The organism is Pectinatus sottacetonis (genome assembly GCF_015732155.1).
Lineage (GTDB): Bacteria > Bacillota > Negativicutes > Selenomonadales > Selenomonadaceae > Pectinatus > Pectinatus sottacetonis.
The window spans coordinates 2,291,240-2,316,140 of sequence record NZ_WIQK01000001.1 but is presented as its reverse complement, the minus strand read 5'-3'; the positions used below and the strand labels follow the sequence as shown (position 1 = coordinate 2,316,140).

Here is a 24,901-nt window from a genome sequence, read left to right as displayed (position 1 = left end):
ATGAATAAAGTAAAAAAAGTTGTGCTTGCCTATTCAGGCGGTCTTGATACTTCCGTAATTATCCCTTGGTTAAAGGAAAATTACGATGGATGTGAGGTTATTGCGGTCTGTGCCGACATTGGCCAAGGCGATGAGCTGAATATTGTTCACGACAAAGCATTAAAATCTGGTGCGTCTAAAGTATTTATCGAACACCTTACCGAAGATTTTCTAGAAAATTATGTATGGCCTACATTAAAAGCTGGTGCAGTATATGAGGGCAAATATCTTTTAGGAACATCTTTCGCCCGTCCTTTGATAGCCAAGCGTCTTGTAGAAATAGCCAAACAAGAAAATGCTGATGCTATTGCCCACGGAGCCACTGGTAAAGGTAATGATCAGGTTCGTTTTGAACTCACCGTAAAAGCACTTGCCCCTAATATAAAAATAATTGCGCCCTGGCGCGAATGGACTATAAAATCACGCGAGGAAGCAATAGTTTATGCTAATAAGCACAACATTCCTGTTGCCACCGGCAACAAAACCTACAGTATGGATAGGAATATCTGGCATTTAAGCCATGAGGGTTCTGATCTTGAAGATCCATGGAATGCTCCTAAAAACAGCATGTACCTTATCTCTAAAGCACCCGAAGATGCTCCTGACAAACCAGAATATGTTACCGTAGATTTTGTTAAAGGAATTCCCACCGCTGTTAACGGAGAAAAACTTACTGCCGTGGCACTATTAAAAAAACTTAATGATATTGGAGCTGCTAATGGCATTGGCATCACCGATATAGTTGAAAACCGCTTAGTTGGTATGAAATCACGGGGTGTTTATGAAAATCCTGGTGGAGCCATTCTTTATTATGCCCACAGAGAACTCGAATATCTTTGTCTCGACCGTCAAACTTTTCACTACAAAGAGTCAGTCGCTATCCGTTATGGAGAACTAGTATACGATGGAATGTGGTTCAGCCAGCTGCGTGAAGCACTTGCAGCTTTTGTAGACAGCACTCAAGCATCAGTTACTGGTACCGTAAAACTTAAACTCTACAAGGGAAATATTATATCAGCAGGTACTAAATCTCCGTATTCCCTATACAGTCACGATTTTGTCACCTTTGAAGCAGACGATGTATACAATCAAGCTGATGCCAGCGGATTTATCAATCTATTCGGTCTTCCCTTAAAAGTTCGTGCTATGATGCAGGAAAAAGCAGGTAAACAATAATATGGCAGAACAATTATGGGGCGGTAGATTTACAAAATCTACTGATGAAATGATAAATGAATTTCAAGCTTCTATCCATTTTGACAAGCGAATGTATCATGAAGATATTGCTGGCAGCATTGCCCATGCAGAAATGCTTTCTCAATGCAATATCATCTCCGCTGAGGACTGCAAAAAAATAACCACCGGTTTAAAGAACATTTTACAAGAAATTGAAAATGGTACATTTTCTTTCTCTACTGATCTTGAAGATATACATATGAATATTGAAAAACGTCTTACTGAAAATATTGGTGAAGCAGGTGGCCGCTTACATACAGCCAGAAGCCGTAATGATCAGGTAGCACTTGACACCCATATGTATGTAAGACGAGAAACAACAGCAGTCGAAAAACTTATTCTAAATTTACAACAAGCTTTTGTTGAAACAGCAAAAAAATACAGCGATGTCATTATGCCTGGTTATACGCACCTACAGCGTGCTCAGCCGATTTTATTTTCCCATCATATGTTGGCTTACTTTTCTATGTTATCACGTGATTTTTCCCGTTTTAAAGGTGTATACGAACGTTGTGATATCATGCCGCTTGGTGCTGGAGCTCTTGCTGGTACCACCTTTCCAATAAACAGGAAAATTGTTGCCGACAAATTAAACTTTGCTGACATATACTCCAATAGTCTTGACGCTGTGAGCGACAGAGATTATGTAATGGAATTTTTATCTGCCGCTTCTATATTAATGGTACATTTAAGCCGTATCAGTGAAGAAATAACCTTATGGTGCTCACGTGAATTTTCCTTCATTGAACTTGATGATGCCCATTGCACAGGTTCAAGCATGATGCCTCAGAAAAAAAATCCTGATGTATCAGAACTAGTCCGTGGTAAAACCGGCCGGGTAATAGGCCATCTTATGGCAATACTTACAACAGTAAAAGGATTGCCGCTTGCCTATAATAAAGATCTGCAGGAAGATAAGGAAGGCCTGTTTGATACCATTGATACGATAAAATTCAGTCTGGCTGTATATACCCAGCTTCTTCGCGGCATGACTGTAAAAAAAGCTGTTATGCTAAAGGCTGTCCAGGAAGATTTTTCCAACGCTACAGATCTTGCTGATTATCTAGTCAAAAAAGGCATGCCTTTCCGTCAGGCTCACTCTGTTGCTGGCAAGGCAGTACATTACTGCATAAAAAACAAGAAATGGCTGGAAGACTTATCTATAGATGAATTCAAAAAGCTTTCCAAACTATTTGACACTGATATTCACGCTGCTATCAACCCTGAAAACTGCGTAAAAAACCGCAATTCATACGGTGGTACTTCCTATGAACAAGTAGAAAACCAGCTTAACATTGCCAGAGAATTAATGGATAAAGAACAACAGCTGCTTGATAGCTATAACCAGAAACAAATAATCATTTGATTTATGTCTTTTTATAATTATCATAAAAAAAATGGAGATTCACATTAATGTGATATCTCCGTTTTTTTTAGATAAAATCTCATATTATAGTAATAAATAACAAACTAGAAAAAACTACTTTAGCTCATTTTACTTTACAAAAACCACTACAAAATATTAACATACTTTTTACCTGCAACTTAGCAAAAAAAGATATTAAATATAGGCCTTTAGAAGTTTTCTAACTACCTGTGGATTAGTCTTTTTATCAACTAAGGGAATCCCATCAGACAAAACTTTATTTTTTCTATGATATACCGGTTTTTCCTGCTTATAAATTACCCCAAGCGGAATTTTATCACCAAACTGCATTGCCATATTCATAGCAGCTATTTTATCAGCTGTATCATATTCGTTACTAAGCTCATACACTCTCTTGTTGTACCAGCCGAATGTATTAACCTTATTAAAGCTTACGCATGGCTGTAAGATATCCACTAATGCATAGCCCTTATAATTTATCGCCTGCTTCATCATTTCAATAAGATGTTTTTTCCGTCCAGAAAATGACCGAGCTACAAACCCGGCTCCTGAAGCTATTGCCACAAGCACCGGATTCAAAGGTTCGTTTATATTTCCATCCACTTGAACACCTGTTATCAATCCCTGCATAGACGTAGGAGAAGCTTGCCCTTTAGTAAGTCCATAGATTTGGTTATCATGGACAAAATGGCTTATATCAACATTTCTCCTGATATTATGAATAAAATGATTTCCACCTTCACCATAGGAATCTCCGTCGCCGGTGTTCACAACCACTGTCAATTTTTCATTTGCTATTTTAGCTGCAACAGCAGCTGGCAATGACCGCCCATGTAATCCACAGAAAGCATTTGTATTTATATATTGCGGTGTTTTTGCTGCCTGTCCTATTCCAGCTGCTACCAAAACTTCAGACGGACTTTTGCCCAGCTCCTCCAATGCTGTTTTAAGGCAATCAATTATAGCAAAATTACCACATCCAGGGCACCAGGCTGTTTCATACGTACAAAATGAATCTGTCATAATTATCTACCTCCCATAACCCGCTGTACAATTTCTTCACCTGATATTTGTCTTCCATCATATTTTAAAATACTGTCGGAAAATCTTATCTGTGTTTCTTCCCGGATAAGTTTTCCCAGCTGACCTGTAGCATTTTGTTCTACATTTATAATAAATTTAGCTTTAGCTGCTTTTTCTTTTAATAATTTTTGCGGAAGAGGAAAAATATCACCAAAAACCAACGCCGCATATTTCTTCTTATTTTTTTTACTCAACGTATTTACAGCTTCCTTTAATGCTCCCCACACCGAACCCCAGCCAATTAAAAGCGTATCAAAACCCTCATCCCCGATAAAGTCTGGTTCCTGCAATTCTTCACATAAACCGGTTAGTTTTCTCATCCTTTTATTGACCATTTTTGTTCTTACATCAGCTGCTTCTGTTATATGTCCTGATTCATCATGTTCATCACTATCTACAATAACAACCTGATCTGATTTTCCTGGAATAAGACGAGGTGATATACCATTTTCTGTATATTTATACCGCAAATATTTTCCTGTATAATCACTCAACGGCCTAGCTACCTTTATCTTACTGCACTCAAAAGGAACTGCAGTAGCCAATGAATCCCCCAGATACTGATCACTTAATAATATAACCGGCAGCTGATATCTTTCAGCTATATCAAATGCCCGCATTGTTTGATAAAAAGCATCATTTATGTGACGCAGAGCTATTACCATCCTGGGAAATTCTCCTTGCGAAGCAGAACGAACAAAATCAAGATCTGACTGTTCAGTACGAGTTGGTAATCCTGTAGCTGGCCCCGGCCGCTGTACATCGATCACCACTAAAGGAATTTCTGCAATTCCTGCGAATCCCAGTGCTTCAACCATCAGAGAAAATCCCCCACCAGATGTACCAGTCATAGCACACACCCCAGCATAGGAAGCTCCTATAGCCATATTCACTGCCGCTATTTCATCTTCCGCCTGTTCAACAACTATCTGCGCTTCATCTGCTTTAGCTGCTATCGATTCCATTATTCCTGTTGAAGGTGACATTGGATAAGCTGAATAAAATTTGACTCCGGCAGCAATGGCTCCCATAGCAACAGCATTAGTTCCTGAAATAAGCATATGATCTGCATAAGTTCCTGTGATACGGGGAAATCTAGCTGAGACAAATTCATAACCATCTTCCATCGCTTCTACATTCATAGCAATATATTCTTTTTTTATAAACTGCGGTAAAATTTTTCTAGCATTATCCAACGATTCATTGAACAGTTTTAAAACAGCACCAATGGATATACTACCTGCAACTCTTGGATTACCTATTTTTTTTGCCATTTCCTTCATATCTATTTTTATGGCCCGCTCATCTGTAGTAATTAGTTTAGAATCACAAAGAATAAAGCCTTCATCTTTTAACTGTTCTTTATGCAGTTCTACTGTAGTATCATCAAGAGCAACTATTCCATCCAAAATATTACTATATGAATAAACCGCTTCAGCACCGAATCTTATCAAAGAAAAATTATGACCACCGCGCACACGTGACATAAAATCTTTTACACTAAAAACATTATATCCTGATACTTTAAATAATTTTTCTAAAATTGCCGCTGTTGTATCTATACCCTGTCCTGCTGCTCCGCCAATTAATATATTATACATAAATTTACCTCCATCCTTTCCATATAAACTAGATAACAACCACTTAAAATCATTTAACAAAGGCTTCCTGTTCGATATAACTAATGTCATAGGCAAGCCTATGTGAGCCACAGTTCTATCATTAATGATAACGATAAAATCAATGATTTTTTTGCTACAATACATTAAACGCTTTCCAAATATGAACCTAATATTATGATTTCTCTATAATATATAATTTCACCTTTAATTTTTCCTAAAAAATAAATTCCCAGATAATATCTGAGAATTTATTTTAAAGCATTAAAGTAAGTCTTATTTTATTCCAACCACATCATAACCAACATCAACTACCGCATTTTTTAAGACCTCAGCAGCTATGCCATCTTTTACGGATACTACAGCATTCTTTTCTTCCAGACTCACTTTAACATCAGTTACACCATTCACTGCTCTTAAAGCTGTTTCGACTCGTGCAGTACAATGTCCGCAACTCATGCCTTCAATCATTATAACTATTTTTTTCATATTATTATCTCCCTTTTCTTCATCTATTGTCTTACTGTGCTCTAATATAAGATCTTCCTTATCTTCAAAAGGTCTTAGCTGGAGTCTTTTCAATCTCAGGGCATTCATCACTACGCATACACTGCTCAAACTCATTGCAGCTGCTGCAAACATAGGATTAAGATGTATCCCCCAGGCTGGATAAAATACGCCTGCTGCCAATGGTATACCAATAATATTATAAAAAAAAGCCCAGAATAAATTTTCTTTTATGTTTTTGATAACTGCTTTACTAAGCCTGATAGTCCTGCCTACATCCAGCAGATCACTACGCATTAAAACTACATCCGCACTTTCAATAGCCACATCGGTTCCTGCTCCAATGGCAATTCCAACATCAGCTGCAGCTAAAGCCGGAGCATCATTTATACCATCGCCTACCATAGCTACTTTATGCCCGTCATGCCTTAGTGCAGTTACTTTAGCTTCCTTCTGCGCCGGCAGTACACCGGCTATTACTTCATCTATACCAGTTTGCGCCTTTATTGCATTAGCGGTTATTTCATTATCACCTGTGAGCATTATTACATGCATTCCGTATTTCTTTAACTGCTTAACTGCCTGCCCACTAGTCGTTTTCACCACATCTGCAACTGCAACAATACCTATAATTTTTTTATCTACAGCAAATATTAAGGGCGTCTTACCCGCTTCAGATAACTTTTTTATTATCTTTCTGCCTTTTAGTGAAATAATGATTTTTTTTTCCTGCATCAGCTGTTGATTTCCGGCATAATACATTTTATTGTCAACTATACCCTCAATGCCTTTGCCAAATAAAGCCTTAAAAGAACTCACTTTCATAAGTTCAATATTATCAGCAGCACATTTGTTTACAATTGCCCTAGCCAGCGGATGTTCACTGCCCTTTTCCAGCGACCCGACAATTTTCAGCAAATTTATTGCCGATACATCTGACAAACTTATAACATCAGTAACCTGTGGTTTTCCCTGTGTTATTGTTCCTGTTTTATCAAGCACTACCGTATCTATTTCCTGTGCCGCCTGCAAAGCCTCTCCTGATTTTATCAATATGCCATTTTGAGCTCCTTTACCTGTCCCCACCATAATTGCAACAGGTGTTGCCAACCCCAGGGCGCAAGGACAGGAAATTACCAATACTGCGATTGCCGTTGATATGGAAAATTCCATGCCTGCTCCTGACAACAACCAAAAGGCCCCCGTAATTACCGCCACAATTATCACTACTGGTACAAATACACCAGCTGCCCTATCCGCAAGTCTGGCAATAGGAGCTTTGCTCGCAGAAGCTTCCTCTACCAACTTAATTATCTGGGCAATAGTCGTATCTGTCCCCACTTTAACGGCTCGGGCATGTATAAATCCCGCTTTATTAATAGAGGCTGATACTAATTTATCTCCAATAGTTTTCCGTACAGGAACACTTTCCCCCGTAACCGTTGATTCATCAAAAAAAGATTCTCCTTCAATAACAATACCATCTACTGCTGCTGTCTCACCCGGTTTTACAATAAAAACATCACCGACAATAATGTCCTCTGCCTTGATTATCTGTTCTACTCCATTACGTAAAACAGTTGCTGTTTTAGGAGTGAGCTTCACCAGTTTTTTTATAGCTTCACTGGTTTTTCCCTTCGATTTTGCCTCTAGATATTTTCCCACTGTAATTAAAGTCAATATCATACCGGCTGATTCAAAATACAAATTAAGCCGATACTGCCTAACTATTGACATTTCGTTATAACCCAAACCATATCCTATTCGATAAATAGAAAATATGCCATATATAGCAGCTGCACCAGCCCCTATAGCAATAAGAGTATCCATATTAGGACTTCGTTTAAATAACAGTTTAAACCCATTTTCAAAATATTGGTAATTAACTAATATTATAGGTATCGTCAGCAAAAACTGAGTAAAAGAATAAACAAGTGCATTTTTATCACCCATAAAATAAACTGACATAAAGTCAGGCATATTAAGAGAAAACATTTCATATATCATATGTCCCATAGAAATATACAACAATGGGAGTAAGAATATAATTGATACCAAAAGTCTTTTACGTATACTTTTTATAATTTTCTCTCCAGTAGATTCAGCAGCTGTTTTATCTGCCGCACCATAAATGGCTGCTCCATATCCAGCATTTTTTACAGCAGCAATAATTTCAGCTCTGCTGGTTTGCTTATCATCATAATAAACCTGCATGCTGTTAGTCAGTAAGTTTACGCTTACCTTGTTTACTCCCATCACTTTGGCAACACTTTTTTCCACATGTGCTGAACAAGCTGAGCAGGACATTCCCGTAATAGCAAATTTTTCTTTCATCTGGTTACCCACCTATTTCATCTGCTTTTTTAAAAGATCACAAAGTTCATTAATGGCATTATCATTTCCCTTTCTGATATCATCCGCCACACAAGTTTTTATATGCTGTGCCAACAACTCTTTATTAAAACTATTAAGTGCTGCCTGCACTGCTGAAACCTGCATAAGTATATCCACACAATAACGATTATCCTTAACCATTGAATTCAAGCCGCGTACCTGTCCCTCTATTTTATTCAAACGGGTTATAAGTTTCTTTTTTTCCTGTTCATCTCTTTTTTTATACCTTATCTTATCACTATTTATATCTTTACATGCGCATGCCATATTATTTCCTCCATATACCCCCATAGGGTATATGTAAAATATACAACTTTATTTATTGCTTGTCAAATATATTATCAAATGAGTTATATATAAAAGAAAAAATGAGCCATCTAACTAAAATTCAATTAGATGACCCTATTATAAAATATTGAGTGAGGCTGTATTAGTGAAACTGCTGCATTAAAAAAGTATAATATATATTTACCAAAAAATTATTGGTAGTTTCTCCTACCCCCTACTTAATAACTTTCAAAACAATGATTCCATTTGATTAATTGATACACTTCCCACTTAATACCTAACAAACAGCATTTAAGGAAAATCTTTATTTAATACAACCACTGTCATAAGCATAAGCAGACTAAACCTATATTATTACTCATATACAAAAAACTTCTACCCTTTTGTTAAACTACCCTTCACTTATAAATTTATAAACACTTTCATACAGCAGTTCCAATTCTATAAGAACAGCGGTGGGGATAAAACCGCTTCCTTATAATCTATAATTAAGCAAAAATCAACTGTATTACAATATTATTTGAGATTTTCAGCCAAAATATCAGCTATATGTTTAACTTTTATTTCAGGTGCATTCTTATCCAATCCGCCGCCAATCTGCATCATACAGGCAGGACAAGCAACAGCAACTGTATCCGCACCACTTTGTTTAATATTATCTATTTTTCTATTCAATAGCTGTTTTGATAAATCTGCATATTTCATGCCAAATGATCCTGCCATTCCACAGCATTGGTCAGCGCCATGCATTTCCACAAACTTATATCCAGCAGCACTATTTAGTAATTCACGCGGCTCTTTATAAATTCCCAAGCTGCGTTTCATGTGGCAAGAATCATGATAAGTAATTTTTTTCATTCCCTGCACATCTTTTAAACGATTTTCTTTTGCATATGCCTTTTCAACAAATACAGTAAATTCTACTACTTTTTTACTCATAGCTTCAGCACGTTTCAGCCATACTGGATCAGAAGCAAACAGTTCTTTATATGTTTGTTTTAATGTTTCTGCACAAGTAGGACATGCCGCCACTATATAGTCAGCATTTGTTTCTTCCATAGCCTTAATATTTTGTTTCGCCAGCTTACGTGCTGTATCAAGATCTCCCGCGCCTACAACTGGTTTGCCACAGCAATTCTGTTTTTGTGGATATACCACTTCTGCACCAATATCCTGAAGAACTTTGACTACTGATTCCCCCGTTTCCGGAAATACAAAGTCAAGATTACAGCCGCTGAAAAATGCTACGCGCATTTTAGGATTAGTCGGGTTTTTCTTAAATAATTCTTCTGCCCTATCGCGGAATGGTTTATCAGCTATGGCTGGCAGGCTTCTTCCCTCAGTCATTTTAGCAAAAAACAGCGGCAGATTACGAATAAATTTACCTGATTTTACAGGTTTCTGCCCCAAAGAAGCAGCCCGTAATAAAGAATGGAATATTTTTCGATTAGTCATTATTCTTCTGAATATAATTTTTTCCGGTGTTGACAATCCCTTTTGCGCTACACGCCTATTTCTCAGTTCCTGTATTAAATCTGGAATATTTATTTTACCAGGACAAACTGTTGTACAACGACGACAGCCTATGCACAAATCACTGAATTGAGCGAACTCATCCATTCCGTTCAGCAGACCTGTAAGTATAGCTCCTATCCCACCTGAATATATATGACCGTATACATTTCCACCTACGGTTGACCATATCGGACAAACATTAAGACACGATGCACACCGAACACATTGATATACTTCCTTCATAACAGGATCATGTGCTGCCTTTAGTCTTCCATTGTCTAGCAAAATAGCATAAACTTTTTTATTTTCTTCAATCAATTTACCATTTTTTTCATGTATTATCGGTGTTGGTCCATCAACCAAAGTCAGATAACTTACCATTCTCTGCCCAGTACCATTGCGGGGCAATAGACGCATTATTTTAGAGGCATCGCTTACTTTAGGTATAAGTTTTTCATATCCTATGATAATTACATGAACAGGCGGCAAAGTCGTAACTATTCTGGCATTTCCCTCATTAGTAACAAGCCCAATCGCTCCATTTTCTGCAATACCAAAATTTGCCCCTGATATGCCCATATCTGCTTTTAAAAACTCTTTACGCATTACTTTTCTAGCTGTCTGCACCATAAAAGGAATATCGCTGGGAATATCTTCCTTTAATTCATCAGAAAAAAACTTAGCACACTGTTTTCTATTTAAATGTATTGCTGGCATTACCATATGAGAAGGATGCTGCCCGGCAACTGAAAGCATCCATTCGCCTAAATCAGTTTCCTTTACATGAAGTCCCTTTTCCTCCAAGTAATCATTCAAGCGAATTTCTTCTGTTGCCATCGATTTTGATTTAACGATATTATGCACATTATTTTCACGGCAGATAGCCATAAGTTGTTCTTTTAATTCATCGCCGTCTTTAGCCCGAAAAACTTTAGCTCCTCTTTTTTCCAAGGAAGCTTGAAACTCATCAGCTAATTTTTCAATATGTGCCACTGAATAACGTTTCATATCACGTAAATCATCACGCAAGTCTTCTATACTATCAACATTTGCATATGCTTTTGCTCTTGCAATAGGATACTGTTCTGAAAATCTTTCCAAATTGCTACGTAAAATTGGATCATGCAGTTTAGAATCTATTTCACTTTTTATATTACGTTGTACCATTTCATTCACTCCTATTCATCTACTGCAAATAATATCAATCTGCTTGGTCCGTGAACTCCTAATGTCAAAACTCTTTCAATATCAGATGTCCGGCTTGGTCCCGTTACAAAACCAGTATATCCTTTATCAAATACTTGTTCCAATATTTCAAAAGCTTCTGTCATTGTATCAACAATATTGTTTTTATTCATAAAAACAATATTTATTGGTGGCAGCATACTTACAAGTCTAGCTTCGTATGAATAATTATCAACACAAATACTCCCTGTTTCTCCAACACCAAACTCAGCAGTAGAAATACCAATATCAAGAATAGGGGCATTTTCAGTTATAGCAAATTTATCCGTATAAATCTGATGTTTTTTCCCCAGCTCATGGTATATGTTCATTATAGCCTTTGAATCATCCTGTCCAACTCCGGCAAGTTTCTGTGCATTCACTTCATCTATTAAAGCCTCTATTATCGGTAATGCTTCATCATAGCTTTTTATTTCTTTTAATTCCACTGAAGCAGCCTGCGCATTTTCTTTAAAACTTTCCCAATATTTTTTATCTATAAAACCTTTATCCAAATATTTCTGCCATTCATGACATATTTTTTTCACGATGCCTCACTCCTCGTTTTATAATCATTAAATTACCATCTTTTAATGCCTAATATATAGCCATCGTATACTAGTATTTTGTTTTTTTAATCTGCCATAATTATAATAAATCTCTTAACCTCACAGGTTATCATCATAGTTTCTATGGTTTTTTACACCCTAACTCACGACTAAAGTCACAAGTATACGGCTCCCATTTAAACGCTCATATCTAAGACTCATAAACATAATACCCGCACACAACCATACCATGGATAAAACTGCCATAATTTTGAACTGCGTTATACTCTCTTGTTATTACTTTTACTGTATCCGAAGACAAAAGAGTATAACTTCATTCGTTTGGATAAAATCTAATTAATAATCCTTATTGCAATTTATAATTATGTCCATTTTCATCATCATGAAGCATAAACCTTGCTAAGAAAATGACAATAAAGGATACTAATAATATTATTACTCCTGTACTCGAAACAACATTTGCTGCTGCCATAGGAGCAGCCATTTTCCCACTTTCTCCTGCCAGTAGTGAAACAAATAAGTCTTTATAAAAGAACATTATCAAACATATCATTGTAAGCAATATAATTGAATGTTTTATGCTGAATTTATAGATTTCCCCTTCTTTTCCTGTCAGTCCTGTAGTTCCCGCTGCAATAGCAATAGACTGAGGTGAAATCATTTTACCAACAGCACCACCGGCCAGATTGGCACCAATTCCCATAACAGGTAGTATACCAACCGCCTGGAATGCTGTAGTCTGCAGTTTACCAAACAGAGCATTTGCTGAAGTATCGGAACCTGTTACAAAGACTCCAAGCCAACCAACGATAGGCGCAAATAACGGGAACCATTTACCTGTTTTAGATACGACAAGCCCCATTGTTGTTGTCATACCACTATTATTTGCTACATATGCATATGCCAATACTCCGCTTATTGTTAGTAAAGCTATTTTAAGTTCATTTAATGTAGAACCAAAGATACTTATAGATTTTCCCAGGGAAACATGCAGAATAATGCATGACATAAATGCGGCCAAAACAATACCAGTTCCTGCTGCTGAAAGCCAATTAAATTTAAAAACTGCCAATATAGGAGCATTCGTAGTACCATTTATAATAGCATTATTCAAATAGGGCAAACCAAATGAAACATTTACCATATTTAATAAGCTTTCCACACTCTTCATTCCCCAATCAGCAATGAAAATTATTAAGATAATAAACGGACTCCATGCCTTTATTACTGTTTTAGTACTCAAACTTTCATGCTTTTCTTCCACTGCACTTTCATTTTCAAACCTATAGATATGCTTAGGCTGCCATATTTTCAAGAAAAGAACTAATGCAATCATTGAACAAAGCGATGCTACTATATCCGGGAGAATTGGCCCGAGAAAATATGAAGACAGACACATAGGTATGGAAAAAGACACTGACGTTACTAAAACGGCTGGCCAAACTTCCTTTATTCCTTTTAATCCAGTCATTACTATGATAAGGTAAAATGGTACAATAAAGCCAATTATAGGACAGATAAACGCCAGCAATTTAGCCAGATATGCTCCTGAAAAACCTGTTACCTGACCAGCAACTAGTACCGGTATACCTAATCCACCAAAAGCTACTGGAGCTGTATTAGCCAAAAGGCTTAGACAGGCTGCTTTTTTTGCCTTGAAACCCATTCCAATCAGCATTGCTGAAGTGATGGCTACAGGTGTTCCGAATCCAGCAGCACCTTCCAGAAAAGCCCCAAAAGAAAAGGCAATAAGTAAAACTTGCAAACGACGGTCATTCGTTATTGATATAATAGATTTTTTTATAATTTCAAATTGCCCTGTTTTTACACTTATATTGTATAGGAAAACAGCTCCTATAACTATCCAGCCAATAGGAAATAATCCATACAATGCACCATGCACTGCCGACATCACAGATAATATGATTGGCATTTTATATACCCATCCGGCGAGTATGATTGCCAAAACAGTTGTTGAAATGGCTGCCCAATGTCCCTTTACCTTAAAAACAATAAGTACAATAAAAAAATAAGCAATTGGTAAAAATGCCAGTAGCGCTGATAAAATCATATTGTTTAGCGGATCAAAATTCTGCATATACATTTTTATCTCTCCTCACATAAAATAAATATAAAAACAAAATTACGCTTCCTTTCATTATTGGACACAAAATTTACTATAGCTTAATTCTCCAGCACACGTTTTAAAATAAAGGTTCTAGTTCCCTCCTATCTTTTATTTCATGTCAACAGAAAAGAATTTAATTTATATTTTTGTATACAGCACATTATCTGATATATCAAAAAAAAGTAAATTTATTAAATATTTTTTATATTATCATTGAAATCCTAATTGATAAATATTTGTAATACATCATCCTTGGCTGTATATAGTATAATTTTTTTTATAAATAAAAGTCAATCCATTATATATTTCAACAAATTAACTTGAATAATAAATCAATTAATAATATTCTTTTTATTATTACATTTTTTCTCTATAATATAATATTGTTGAATATTTCTAACTTGTATTATTCAATAATTCACCCTATAATTATAAGTATTAACGGTATTTAAATTTTATTTTATTGATTTAAATTGAATTTTAAAGTTCAATTTAAATCAAGGGAAATTATGTGCAAACTAAGACTTAATATTATCTGTTATATATTATTCAATAATTATATAGTATAATAATTGAGTACAGTTTTATAATAAATAATTAAATAATCTTTAAAAATTTAATAGAAAGTGTATAAATATGGAAAATACTTTTGCGCAAGTCCTAAAACATTTAATAAAATTCTCCGGAATAAAGTTAAGTTCTCTTGCTGATTTTATTGGTTATGATGTTTCTTATATCAGTAAATGGTGCAATAATACGAATCAACCTTCCGTAAAATATATTACCCGCATAAATAATTGTATTTCTTCATTTATTGCTAATGAAATTATAAACCAAAATCAATTTTATCCTTTTCTCAGTGAATTTAATATTAAGCTAAAAAAACAAGTTTCCAGTGATAAAACTCAGACCGCACTAGAAAGTGAAATAAACAATATGTTAATGGACGCCTATTATCAGCATTCACAAGCTGCTAATTCACCTAAAAACAATATTGATTTTCCTTCATGTACTTATCAAACAATAATTGGCAGAACAAATGTAAAAAAGTTTTTTAATACCAAAATTGCCCTTTTATTAAGTAATATAAAAGAAAATATAGAAATATACATAACCGGTGATATAATCACACTATTAACTAAAAATTATTTTTTTGATTTTCTTAATTATTGTCATTTTTCTGCTAAAAAAATCGATATACATATTGGCTGCAGCATAGAAAAACTCTATCACTGTAATCTTGATTTTATAATAAATTTATATAATTTTTTTAATAAATTTATTTACATTGATTTTCATATACATAATAATAAAAAATTCCATAATTCCAACATTATTGTCATAAAAAATTATTTTTCCCTGCAATACTCACTGCACGATGATAATTTGATTGACATTTGCACTTATATAAACGAAAAAAGTATTGTAAATAATATTTGGGAGCGCACATATGAAAAATTTTCTTATACCACTTATCTTATTGAGCCCAAAAATGATATTGAATTAGTAAAATTTCGGTCCTTTTTCTATCTAAATAATAATTTAATTATCTTTTGTGCAAAGGGTTTTGAATTTTTCCTGCCAAAAGAAGCTTTCAATAAACTTTTAGACTCTTCCGTAAAATACAAGTATTCCTCTGATATGCGGCAAACCATCCAAAACATGCAAATAACTTGGGAAGAACAATTTGAAAAAGCCCATATTGACTTTTTTTTGCCAGAAGCAAATATTATGCATTATATAGAAAATGGTAAATTGACTTATGGAGAAATAGATTATACAACATCTGTAACTGAACGGGAACTACAATTTCAGCAATTAATAAAATCAATGAAAAATAATCCTAATATAAATATCCTTTTACTTAATGAATCCCAGCCTTTAAATGATAGTGATTATTTTAAACTATCATACTACAGTAATACCGATACGGCCTATTTAAAAAAGAATAAAGCTTTTCTAAACAGTGAAGGCAAAACTATCTATCTACTAAAAAATCCTGTCTTAATCAATAAATTCAATTCATTTTTTCTCGACAAAAAAAATCAAGCTAATTGCCATAATTTTTCCGCTGAAGAACTGGAAAAAATTTATAAAAAGAATATTTCTTTTCTCCATCGTATTTGGATAGAAAATAAAAAAATGCCATCACAAGACATTTAACAATGCTGTGATGGCATTTTTTTATTTTCTATCCAACCTCAATTATTTGGCAAAATATCCTTCATTCTTGTAATAGGTGTTGTTAAATCGAGATGTCCACTCAACGTATCTAATTGTTTACCTTCCACAAAGAATTCCACTGATTTAACTTCTGGAAAATTGGTAAGCGTATCTACAACTGAACCGACAAGCATTGTTTCTCCCGTAGAACCGCCGACAAATTTTTTTACTAAATTTTTATCAAAATTTACTATCGCAATTCCCTTGCTGTTTAGCTTAACATCTAATAACTTTGCCTGTTTCGGTATTATTGCAATACCTTCTCCTGTTTTTGGTCCTTTTACTAATTCCTGCACAGCTGCAGTATATTTATCAGTTTTCGTTAAATCTATAGTTCTTCTAGCTGCTATTAATTTTTCTCCGTTTTCATTAGGAAAATAAACCGTTATCTGCTGTGTTTTTACTTTCTTTTTAACATTATTTTTATTGGCTTGATCAACTTGTCCATTCGCTGTTATTTTATTATTCTGTTCCTGTTGAGCCGACTCCTGACTATTATTCCCACAGCCTGCAATAAAGACCATTGTCAAAACCAACAATCCAAATAATACTATTTTAAACTGCTTCAAGTTTTCTGCCTCCTATTTAATTACTTTGAAAATATTTGTTAATACCGCGACAAATAGCTTGAGCCAATATCATTTGAAAGTTATCTTCAGTTAAAAGCTGTTCTTCTTTATAATTAGAAATAAACGCCGTCTCTATCAAAATAGCCGGCACAGAAGAATGTTTTAATACATAGAAATTAGCTGGAGAAATACCCCTATTTGTCAATCCGTCAGCAGCGATCAACTCATTTTGAACAAAACCAGCCAATTTTTTTCCCCGCACAGAAGAACTATAATAATAAGTTGCTGTACCATGTGCTGACGGACTTACAAACGAGTTAGCATGAATACTGAGAAAAATATCTGTTTCTTTGGTTCTTTCAGCCACATTAACACGCGCCTGAAGTTCCTGAACATCTGTGGCATCCGGGCCATATACATCCTTATCTGTAGTACGTGTCATCACAACTATTGCCCCATTGTCGCGGAGAATTTTATCCACTTTCTTTGCGATAGCCAAAGTAACAGTCTTTTCCATTATGCCATCAGGGCCAACAGCACCTGAATCACTGCCTCCATGTCCAGGATCTATTACAATAGTGTGCCCAGCAATTGCCGCTAAACTAACTTGATGTTTAACCGCAGGTTTTTTACTGATATCAACTGCCAATATTGAACTTCCTCTGTGATACTTATTCTTATCAAGCATATAAGCTTTATAATTTGTTTCCGCTGCATTAGTTGGAAGAGAAATATATGCCTTAACATTATTCCCTTCTTCGCTGAATTTTATATCATCAGCAAATTCACCATCTAATTTTACTTTTCGTAAATTATCATTTTTCAATCTAGCATTAAAAATTGTCAAAATAAGCTGTTTTTTATTGTTAGGGTTTATCTGCAGCTCATATTTTTCCTGCTTATGGTTTACTGAAATTTCCATGTGCAGATAATTTTCCTCTGCCGAAAGTTTCAATCTACTGTAACGAAAATCTTTTACACTTGAAGCTGCCAGGCAAACTGACTGCATAAAAACCAGTGATATTAAAAATAACCCGAATATTTTCTTTATCAAACTTAATTCCTACTTTCTTTTCTTCGAGAATCATCCTTATCTAATTAAAAATTACCTTCATTAAATATATCCTTTATTAATATTCATAAACAACTTACCTTATTTATGAAAAAATCCATTTTCATTTTCTATGTATTTTTACTATACCTGTATATATATCTCGCATAACATTTGGCTATTATCAGCATACTAAATAAAAACTACAATTATCCGATAATTCATCTTCTAATTCAATACTTCATTAATACTAATTAACCTGAATTAATATTAAAAATGAACCAAACCAACGCTTATTTTTATTGCATCGTCCACGTTTTTCATTATAGCTGGATCAAGTGTAGTTATCTTATTGCGAAGTCTCTTTTTATCTATAGTGCGTACCTGCTCCAGTAAAATAACAGAATCGCGTTCTAAATTGCATTGATCAGCCCTTATTTCTACATGTGTAGGCAGCTTAGCCTTGGAAATCTGGGCAGTTATCGCTGCTACAATTGTAGTAGGACTGTATTTATTACCAATATCATTCTGCAATACCAATACCGGACGCGATCCTCCCTGTTCAGAACCAACCACCGGGCTGAGATTCGCATAGAAAATATCACCACGCCTTATCACGTGGTCATTTTTTTGATATCCCTCCATATAAACCTTCTTCCGCTAAAGTTATATTAATTAACCCCATTTCTTTATAACCTTTTTTCATTTGTTCGATATTATCCAGATGCTTACAAGTTTCAATATAACATTGAACTGCCTTGCACAATAATTCTTCATGACTAGTTTGTTCCTCCTGTGCCAATGTTTCTAATTCGCCAGCCAGCTCATTCGGCAAGTCAATAACAATACGTCTGCACGCTGACAATAAAACCCCTCCCATGCTGCGATATAACAGGATACAACTATTTATAGTATAGATAATCTAAAAACAATTGTCAATTAAGGTTAAATATTTTATGTTTACCTGCTATTTATCATCAATAGATTTACGGGCAGCCTGAATATTTTTTACTATATCTCCTGCAATAAGGCCTGCCATTCCCTGCCGAGCTGCAAAATCACCAGCTTTTCCATGCAAATATACACCCGCAATAGCAGCTTTATCTTCCCTAATTTTATCAGCTCTTAAAGCTGCTATTACACCCGCCAGAGTATCTCCGCAACCAGCAGTAGCCATTCCCCGATTGCCTACTGTAGTTAAAAATATTTTTTTATTAGGACAAGCCACAATGGTTTTTTCACTTTTCAAGACAAATATACAATTGTATTGTGCTGCCGCTTCACGAACTATTTTCCACAAATCAAGCTTTAAATCTTTTACTTTTATTTGGAGCAAGCTAGCCATTTCACCTAAATGCGGCGTTAAAATTGGCACATGTACACATTTTTTCAACTCATCCAAATGACCAGAAAAAGCAAAAACAGCATCAGCATCCAATACCAGTGTTTTTTTTACCTTTAAAGCAAGTTCCCTGATAAACTTCAAAGTATCTGCTTCCCGGCCCATTCCCGGGCCTATTAACACAGTATCATAGCTTTCCTCCCGCGGTAATATTGTTTTAACAGCCTTTTCTCCTAATAAGCCATTTTCTTCTTCCGGCAGTGGTTTTACCATAACTTCTGTTAATTTAGCTGCAAAAACATTATAGAGTCTACTACCAACAGCCAGAGTAACAAGACCTGCACCTGTTCTCAAGGCAGCTTCTGAGCAAAGCACTGCAGCACCAGTATAACCTATAGAGCCTGCTACAGCCAACACTCTGCCACATGTATTTTTATAAACATTTACCGGCCGTTGGGGAATAATTTTTTTAACTAAATCCCTTTCAATTAATTTCTGCGCTATTTTATTATCTTCCAATAAATTTCCCGGAATACCTATGCTATCCACAATTATTTTACCAACAAAACACATCCCTGGGTATAAAAACAATCCTATTTTTGCCAAACCAAGTGTAACTGTTGTCGTTGCTTTTACTGCATAGCTACCATCAACCATTCCTTTATCGGTTTCTACACCGCTTGGCATATCTACCGAAACAATTTTTCGTCCTGATTTATTAAGGCAGGTAATCATTTTTTTATAATTATTACGTAAGGGCAAATTTACTCCCGTCCCACATAAACCATCGATAACGATATCAGAAAAATCCAAAGCCGCCTTCACTTTATCCCAGTCGTGTTCTGATTCTATATAATAAAAATCAGCCTTCATTTTTTGTAAAATATCATAATTAACCTTAGCTGATTGTGTCAAATGCTCCATATTTCCTACAAAAAAAACTTTTATCTTAGCACCATAATTTAGCAAATGCCGCCCTGCTACTAAAGCATCACCGCCATTATTGCCTGTACCAGCAGCAATAAACACATTGCTGCCAACTACGACTCTATTTAGTAGGACAGTTACTGCATCAGCTACTACTTTACCCGCATTTTCCATCAACACCAGTTCTTTTATACCATATTCTTTTATCGTAGTTTCCTCTATATTTCTTATTTCCGCTGCTGTCGCTATATACATCAAAATACCTCCTTATTTATTCTTATAATTATAAAACCACATAATAAAATGCATATCAAGCTCAATATAAAAAATATCAAGTTCAATATGCATTAATTATATAATATCAATTAATATTTTGCATCTTAGGCTCTTTATAAGAACGTGCAATTAAAACTTCTACTCGCCTATTCTGTGCCCTGTGTTCCGCTGTATCATTAGGCACTATAGGATGATATTGGCTATATCCTGTAGCCTGGAATCTTGCTGGATTAAGCCGAGGATTTTTTCTTAAAACTTCTTCCATGAAATTAAGTGCCCTTTGGGTACTTAATTCCCAGTTAGACGAATATCTGCTATTAGCTATAGGAACATTATCTGTATGTCCGGAAATTATCACATTTTGTGATACCTCTCCCAACAGCTGTGCTACAATAGTCGTAACTTTATCTGAATCATTACCAAGCTGTGCACTGCCAGAAGCAAATAATGCTTTTTCCTTTATGCGTATCATTAACCCCGGTTCTACAAGCTGTGTACTTACTTCACTTTCAAGATTATTTTTCTTAATATAGCCTTGAATTTTTTGCCTTTCCTTTTCCAAACTTTCATTTTCGCTCATGTAGCTGCTTGCAGCTTTGCCATTAGACTGATCTGTCGTCAAATAAGCCGTATATCCACTTTGGTTACCCATTTTGTTAAAAAATGATATCCCACCACTGTTAAACCCACGTTTAAACGATGCTGTAACAGACTCTTCACTGGTTTTTTTCTGTGCAGCATTTATAGCAAACAATACAATGAATAAAGCCAGTAACAGCGTCAGTAAATCTGAATATGGTAATAGCCACATTTCACTAGGATGTTCTTCCTTGGGCTTTGGCCTTTTTTTTCTTGCCATACTTTATTCACCTGCTCTTTCAGTTTTAACTTTATCCCTTTCGCTTTGTGGAATAAATACCATCAATTTTGCTTCAATAGCTGTAGGTGAATCACCTGCCTGTAATGATAATATACCCTCAATTATCATTCTTTTTTGAGCAATTTCCATTTGTGATAAAACTTTCAATTTATTTGCGATAGGCAGCCATAATACATACCCTGTAAAAATACCTAACAATGTCGCTACAAAAGCTGCCGAAATGGCATGCCCGAGTTTTTCAATATCAGATAAATTCCCCAGTGCTGCAATAAGTCCAACAACCGCACCTAATACCCCAAGTGTTGGTGCATATGTACCAGCCTGAACAAATATGGACATACCTTCTGAATGTCTATGTTCCATAACCTGCAGCTCCGCTTCTAACACATCACTTACAAATTCCGGATCCATCCCATCAATAACCATAGATAACCCCGAACGGAAAAATGGATCCTGTATTTCGTTTACTCTATTTTCCAAAGCAAGTATCCCTTCGCGACGGGCAATCTGTGATAATTCCACAAACAACTGCAGCATTTCACCTTTTGGTTTATTATCAGGTGGCTGTAAAGTTTTTTTGATTAACTTAGGAAAATTTTTCATTTGCTCCAAAGTAAATCCTGTAAACAAACATGAACATGTACCTCCCAAAATAATCAGGTATGCTGCTGGAGTAACTAATACTGATGGATCTGCACCTTTCATAACATATCCTATCCCTAGAGATACAAATCCTACAACTAAACCTATAATTGTTGATTTTTCCAAGCTTGATTCCTCCCTGGATTAATAATCCTTTTTATAAATAGCATTGGCCAACTTAATATAAATTCCATATTCTTTATCAAAAATCCTATATAAATAAAACTTTTTTTTTATTTTACATAAAACCTGTTTCTCCCTTATACATCAAGCTTTGCGAACAATAATAAAAATATTTACGAGTTTTTATTATAAGTTACACTATAATAAAAACGGCGAAGACTTACCTCGCCGTTTTTATTATATTTTTTTTACAGTAAATCTTATAAAATATATTATATTTCTATATCATTTGCCATATGCAACGTTGTTCTTGCATCTGCCATAATTTTTTCAATTATTACAGTTGCTGGTTCTATCTTATTCAAAGGAATAAGGCTCTGTCCGGCCTGAACCATTCCATTATCGACATCACCGCCAACAGCAGCCAGCTTATTGGTACCAGTAGCCATTTTTATCAATTCTTCCTTCGTCGCACTACCATTATTTTCTTTTTCAACAAAATCTAGGGAAAACTTATTTTTTATTCCTCTGACAGCAGCTCCCAGTGTATATCCTGTAACGATAGTGTCAGTATCAATAGCCTTTAATAATTTTTCTTTTACATTTTGGTGCACCTTGCATTCAGCTGCGACCAAAAATCGTGTTCCCATTTGGATTCCAGCTGCTCCCATCAATAATGCAGCTGCCAACCCACGGCCGTCAGCAAATCCACCAGCCATTACTACAGGAACATCAACAGCTGGGAGGACCTGTTCCATAAGTGCCATTGTGCTTAATACACCAATATGCCCACCAGCTTCCATACCTTCGGCAACCATAGCATCGGCTCCCGCAGCAGCTACTCTTTTAGCCAGTTTTACATTAGGAATTACAGGAATAGCCTTTATCCCCGCTTCATGCAAACCCGCAAAAAATGGAACTGGATTTCCTGCTCCCAAAGTAACAAACGCAGGTTTTTCCTCACAAATAACTTCAAATATTTCATCTTTATTTGGTGCCATAAGCATCATATTAACACCAAACGGTTTATCCGTAAGACTCTTTGCCTTCCTTATTTGTTCCCTGACAAATTCTGTTGTCCGACCACCGCTTGATATAATACCAGCTCCACCGGCATTAGAAACAGCTGCAGTAAGTTCTGCCTCTGATACCCATGCCATGCCACCTTGAATTATAGGATACTTAATGTTTAATACTTCTGTTATTAATTTTTTCATAAAACAATCCTCCTACTAAATTTAACTCCATAAAATCATACAATATATTTATCATAACTGCAGCAAAGTTTTAGGGAAACTCTCACATAATTTGAGTTTTTCCATATGTTTTAACTGTTTTATTGCATATTCACGACGCATAGCTTCTATCTTCGTAGTATAAATCTCGTAATAAACCAGCTTCACAGGAAGCCTTACTCTTGTGTATCTAGCGCCCTTTCCCTTATTATGCACTGCTATACGCTTTTGTAAATTATTAGTCCAGCCGGCATAAAAACTACCATCATTGCAACATAGCAAGTATGTATAAGCATTCATTACTATTCTTGTTCTTCTATGGTCACCGTTTTTATTATCACATCCTCACATGGCTTATCCCGGAAATCTGTTTCTACTTCACCAATCTGCTGTATATTTTCCATTCCGGCAATAACTCTGCCAAATACAGAATGATGACCGTCAAGCCATGGCGTAGGAACTAATGTTATAAAAAATTGCGAGCCACCTGTATCTGGTCCTGCATTTGCCATTGACAAAACACCTTCGCTATCATGTTTCAATGCAGCATCAAATTCATCAGGTATAGTATATCCAGGCCCGCCAGTTCCATTTCCCTCAGGATCTCCTCCCTGTATCATAAAATCAGCAATCACACGATGAAATATCAGCCCGTCATAAAAACCCTTCTGTACCAAATCTATAAAATTCTTTGTTGTTATAGGAGCCTTATCCTCAAATAACTCTATTGTAAAATTTTTCATATTCGTTTCAAACACAGCAACACGATTTTTTTTCATTCTAATCCCCTTGTTTACCTAGTATTTTTGTCTCTCCTGTTTCTTGTGGAGACCAGACTGTTATTTCCTTATTCATGCTTATATTCCTTAAATCTAATTTCCACGGGTGACGTCCTGCATTATGCATAGTAACCAAATTTTGTATATATGTCTGCTCACAGAATTTTTTAACGCCCCAATCACAACATTCCTCTAAACGTGTATCTACAGGAAAAAATGCAATATCAGCTTCCAATCCTGCAATTTTCTTCATTTGTTTGAAAAAACCATTTTTGGCAAATGCATTATTTTGTTTTGTATCTCCCTTCCAATTCCACCAATTAAAATCACCGGCATGAAAAATCTTCCAGTCATCAACTTCAACCAAAAAAGATATTCCTGCATCAGTCGAGCTATATGAATGAACCGAAATATTACTGTCCTCATATGCATCATATTCATTTAAAAATACTATTTTCCCTTTAGGCAGCGATCCCGTTTTATGAATATCATAGCTTAAAAAATATTTTTCTGTTTCTGCTGAAAATTTACTTATATCACTATTCCAATGGTCAAAATGACTATGCGATACAAAAAAATATATTTTATCATAATTTGGCAGAATACTAGTAACACACTCTTTTTTGTCCAAATAATAATCAAAAATCAGTGCGCAATTACTTAATTCTACTAAAAAACCGCTATTATAAAGGTATGTTACTTTCATGTTTTTCTGCATAACGTCCTCCTTTTCTACATATATTATTGTATTAGTACTATTATCCTGCTGTCAACAATTCTTACTATTAATATTAAGAAAATTTTATTCTATACATAGAAACACTGATGCTAATATTATATATCAAATCAACATGAATTGTAAAAA

General features: G+C 35.2%; 20 protein-coding genes and 1 pseudogene. 3 read left to right on the top strand and 18 right to left on the bottom strand.

The features are described from left to right. Both I6760_RS10840 and argH read left to right on the top strand, forming a co-directional pair. Positions 1-1,215, top strand: a complete 1,215-nt coding sequence (locus tag I6760_RS10840) for an argininosuccinate synthase (RefSeq protein ID WP_196594439.1) — start codon at positions 1-3, stop codon at positions 1,213-1,215. Between the two features lies 1 nt (position 1,216). Beyond that, on the top strand, positions 1,217-2,641 hold the full coding sequence (gene argH, locus I6760_RS10835) for an argininosuccinate lyase (RefSeq protein ID WP_196594438.1): 1,425 nt from the start codon (positions 1,217-1,219) through the stop codon (positions 2,639-2,641). A gap of 195 nt (positions 2,642-2,836) precedes the next feature. On the opposite strand, the gene I6760_RS10830 is transcribed toward argH, so the two are convergent. The 7 genes from I6760_RS10830 to I6760_RS10800 all read right to left on the bottom strand — a co-directional run bounded on the left by I6760_RS10830 (position 2,837) and on the right by I6760_RS10800 (position 13,965). Further along, positions 2,837-3,685: a 2-oxoacid:ferredoxin oxidoreductase subunit beta gene (locus I6760_RS10830; RefSeq protein WP_196594437.1), complete on the bottom strand. Its 849-nt coding sequence runs from the start codon at positions 3,683-3,685 to the stop codon at positions 2,837-2,839. 2 nt (positions 3,686-3,687) lie between these two features. Continuing rightward, on the bottom strand, positions 3,688-5,346 hold the full coding sequence (locus I6760_RS10825; protein WP_196594436.1) for a 2-oxoacid:acceptor oxidoreductase subunit alpha: 1,659 nt from the start codon (positions 5,344-5,346) through the stop codon (positions 3,688-3,690). A gap of 294 nt (positions 5,347-5,640) precedes the next feature. Next, positions 5,641-8,205, bottom strand: coding sequence for a heavy metal translocating P-type ATPase (locus I6760_RS10820; protein ID WP_196594435.1), 2,565 nt, complete (start codon positions 8,203-8,205; stop codon positions 5,641-5,643). Between the two features lie 12 nt (positions 8,206-8,217). Beyond that, a complete protein-coding gene (locus tag I6760_RS10815; protein ID WP_196594434.1) occupies positions 8,218-8,532 on the bottom strand; it encodes a metal-sensing transcriptional repressor in 315 nt (104 codons plus the stop codon). Between the two features lie 537 nt (positions 8,533-9,069). Further along, on the bottom strand, positions 9,070-11,235 hold the full coding sequence (gene ldhH / locus I6760_RS10810) for an L-lactate dehydrogenase (quinone) large subunit LdhH (protein ID WP_196594433.1): 2,166 nt from the start codon (positions 11,233-11,235) through the stop codon (positions 9,070-9,072). Positions 11,236-11,246: 11 nt separating this feature from the next. After that, positions 11,247-11,840, bottom strand: coding sequence for a LutC/YkgG family protein (locus I6760_RS10805; protein WP_196594432.1), 594 nt, complete (start codon positions 11,838-11,840; stop codon positions 11,247-11,249). Between the two features lie 367 nt (positions 11,841-12,207). Continuing rightward, the gene (locus I6760_RS10800) at positions 12,208-13,965 is read right to left on the bottom strand and encodes an L-lactate permease (protein ID WP_196594431.1); all 1,758 of its coding nucleotides are present in this window, start codon (positions 13,963-13,965) and stop codon (positions 12,208-12,210) included. 660 nt (positions 13,966-14,625) lie between these two features. Here I6760_RS10800 and I6760_RS10795 point away from each other — a divergent pair. Further along, the gene (locus I6760_RS10795) at positions 14,626-16,152 is read left to right on the top strand and encodes a helix-turn-helix domain-containing protein (protein WP_196594430.1); all 1,527 of its coding nucleotides are present in this window, start codon (positions 14,626-14,628) and stop codon (positions 16,150-16,152) included. Between the two features lie 38 nt (positions 16,153-16,190). On the opposite strand, the gene I6760_RS10790 is transcribed toward I6760_RS10795, so the two are convergent. From I6760_RS10790 to I6760_RS10740, 11 genes and pseudogenes are all read right to left on the bottom strand, one after another. After that, the gene (locus I6760_RS10790; RefSeq protein ID WP_196594429.1) at positions 16,191-16,781 is read right to left on the bottom strand and encodes a GerMN domain-containing protein; all 591 of its coding nucleotides are present in this window, start codon (positions 16,779-16,781) and stop codon (positions 16,191-16,193) included. 16 nt (positions 16,782-16,797) lie between these two features. Beyond that, a complete protein-coding gene (locus tag I6760_RS10785; protein ID WP_231036248.1) occupies positions 16,798-17,835 on the bottom strand; it encodes an N-acetylmuramoyl-L-alanine amidase family protein in 1,038 nt (345 codons plus the stop codon). Positions 17,836-18,102: 267 nt separating this feature from the next. Further along, entirely contained in the window at positions 18,103-18,477 is a 375-nt protein-coding gene (locus tag I6760_RS10780) for a type II toxin-antitoxin system PemK/MazF family toxin (protein WP_196594428.1), read from the bottom strand. Beyond that, the gene (locus I6760_RS10775) at positions 18,455-18,697 is read right to left on the bottom strand and encodes a CopG family transcriptional regulator (protein ID WP_196594427.1); all 243 of its coding nucleotides are present in this window, start codon (positions 18,695-18,697) and stop codon (positions 18,455-18,457) included. The genes I6760_RS10780 and I6760_RS10775 overlap by 23 nt, the downstream gene beginning before the upstream one ends. 102 nt (positions 18,698-18,799) lie before the next feature. Next, positions 18,800-20,356, bottom strand: a complete 1,557-nt coding sequence (locus I6760_RS10770; RefSeq protein ID WP_196594426.1) for an NAD(P)H-hydrate dehydratase — start codon at positions 20,354-20,356, stop codon at positions 18,800-18,802. A gap of 106 nt (positions 20,357-20,462) precedes the next feature. Then, on the bottom strand, positions 20,463-21,236 hold the full coding sequence (locus I6760_RS10765; RefSeq protein WP_196594425.1) for a flagellar motor protein MotB: 774 nt from the start codon (positions 21,234-21,236) through the stop codon (positions 20,463-20,465). A gap of 3 nt (positions 21,237-21,239) precedes the next feature. Beyond that, entirely contained in the window at positions 21,240-22,025 is a 786-nt protein-coding gene (gene motA, locus I6760_RS10760; protein WP_196594424.1) for a flagellar motor stator protein MotA, read from the bottom strand. A gap of 269 nt (positions 22,026-22,294) precedes the next feature. Further along, the gene (locus I6760_RS10755) at positions 22,295-23,239 is read right to left on the bottom strand and encodes a nitronate monooxygenase (RefSeq protein WP_196594423.1); all 945 of its coding nucleotides are present in this window, start codon (positions 23,237-23,239) and stop codon (positions 22,295-22,297) included. Between the two features lie 51 nt (positions 23,240-23,290). Beyond that, positions 23,291-23,557: a GIY-YIG nuclease family protein gene (locus I6760_RS10750; protein ID WP_196594422.1), complete on the bottom strand. Its 267-nt coding sequence runs from the start codon at positions 23,555-23,557 to the stop codon at positions 23,291-23,293. A gap of 2 nt (positions 23,558-23,559) precedes the next feature. Continuing rightward, a pseudogene (locus I6760_RS10745) lies at positions 23,560-24,027 on the bottom strand (peptidylprolyl isomerase); the annotation flags it as partial. A 10-nt stretch (positions 24,028-24,037) separates the two neighbouring features. Then, the gene (locus tag I6760_RS10740; protein WP_196594420.1) at positions 24,038-24,754 is read right to left on the bottom strand and encodes an MBL fold metallo-hydrolase; all 717 of its coding nucleotides are present in this window, start codon (positions 24,752-24,754) and stop codon (positions 24,038-24,040) included. Between the last annotated feature and the right edge of the window lie 147 nt (positions 24,755-24,901).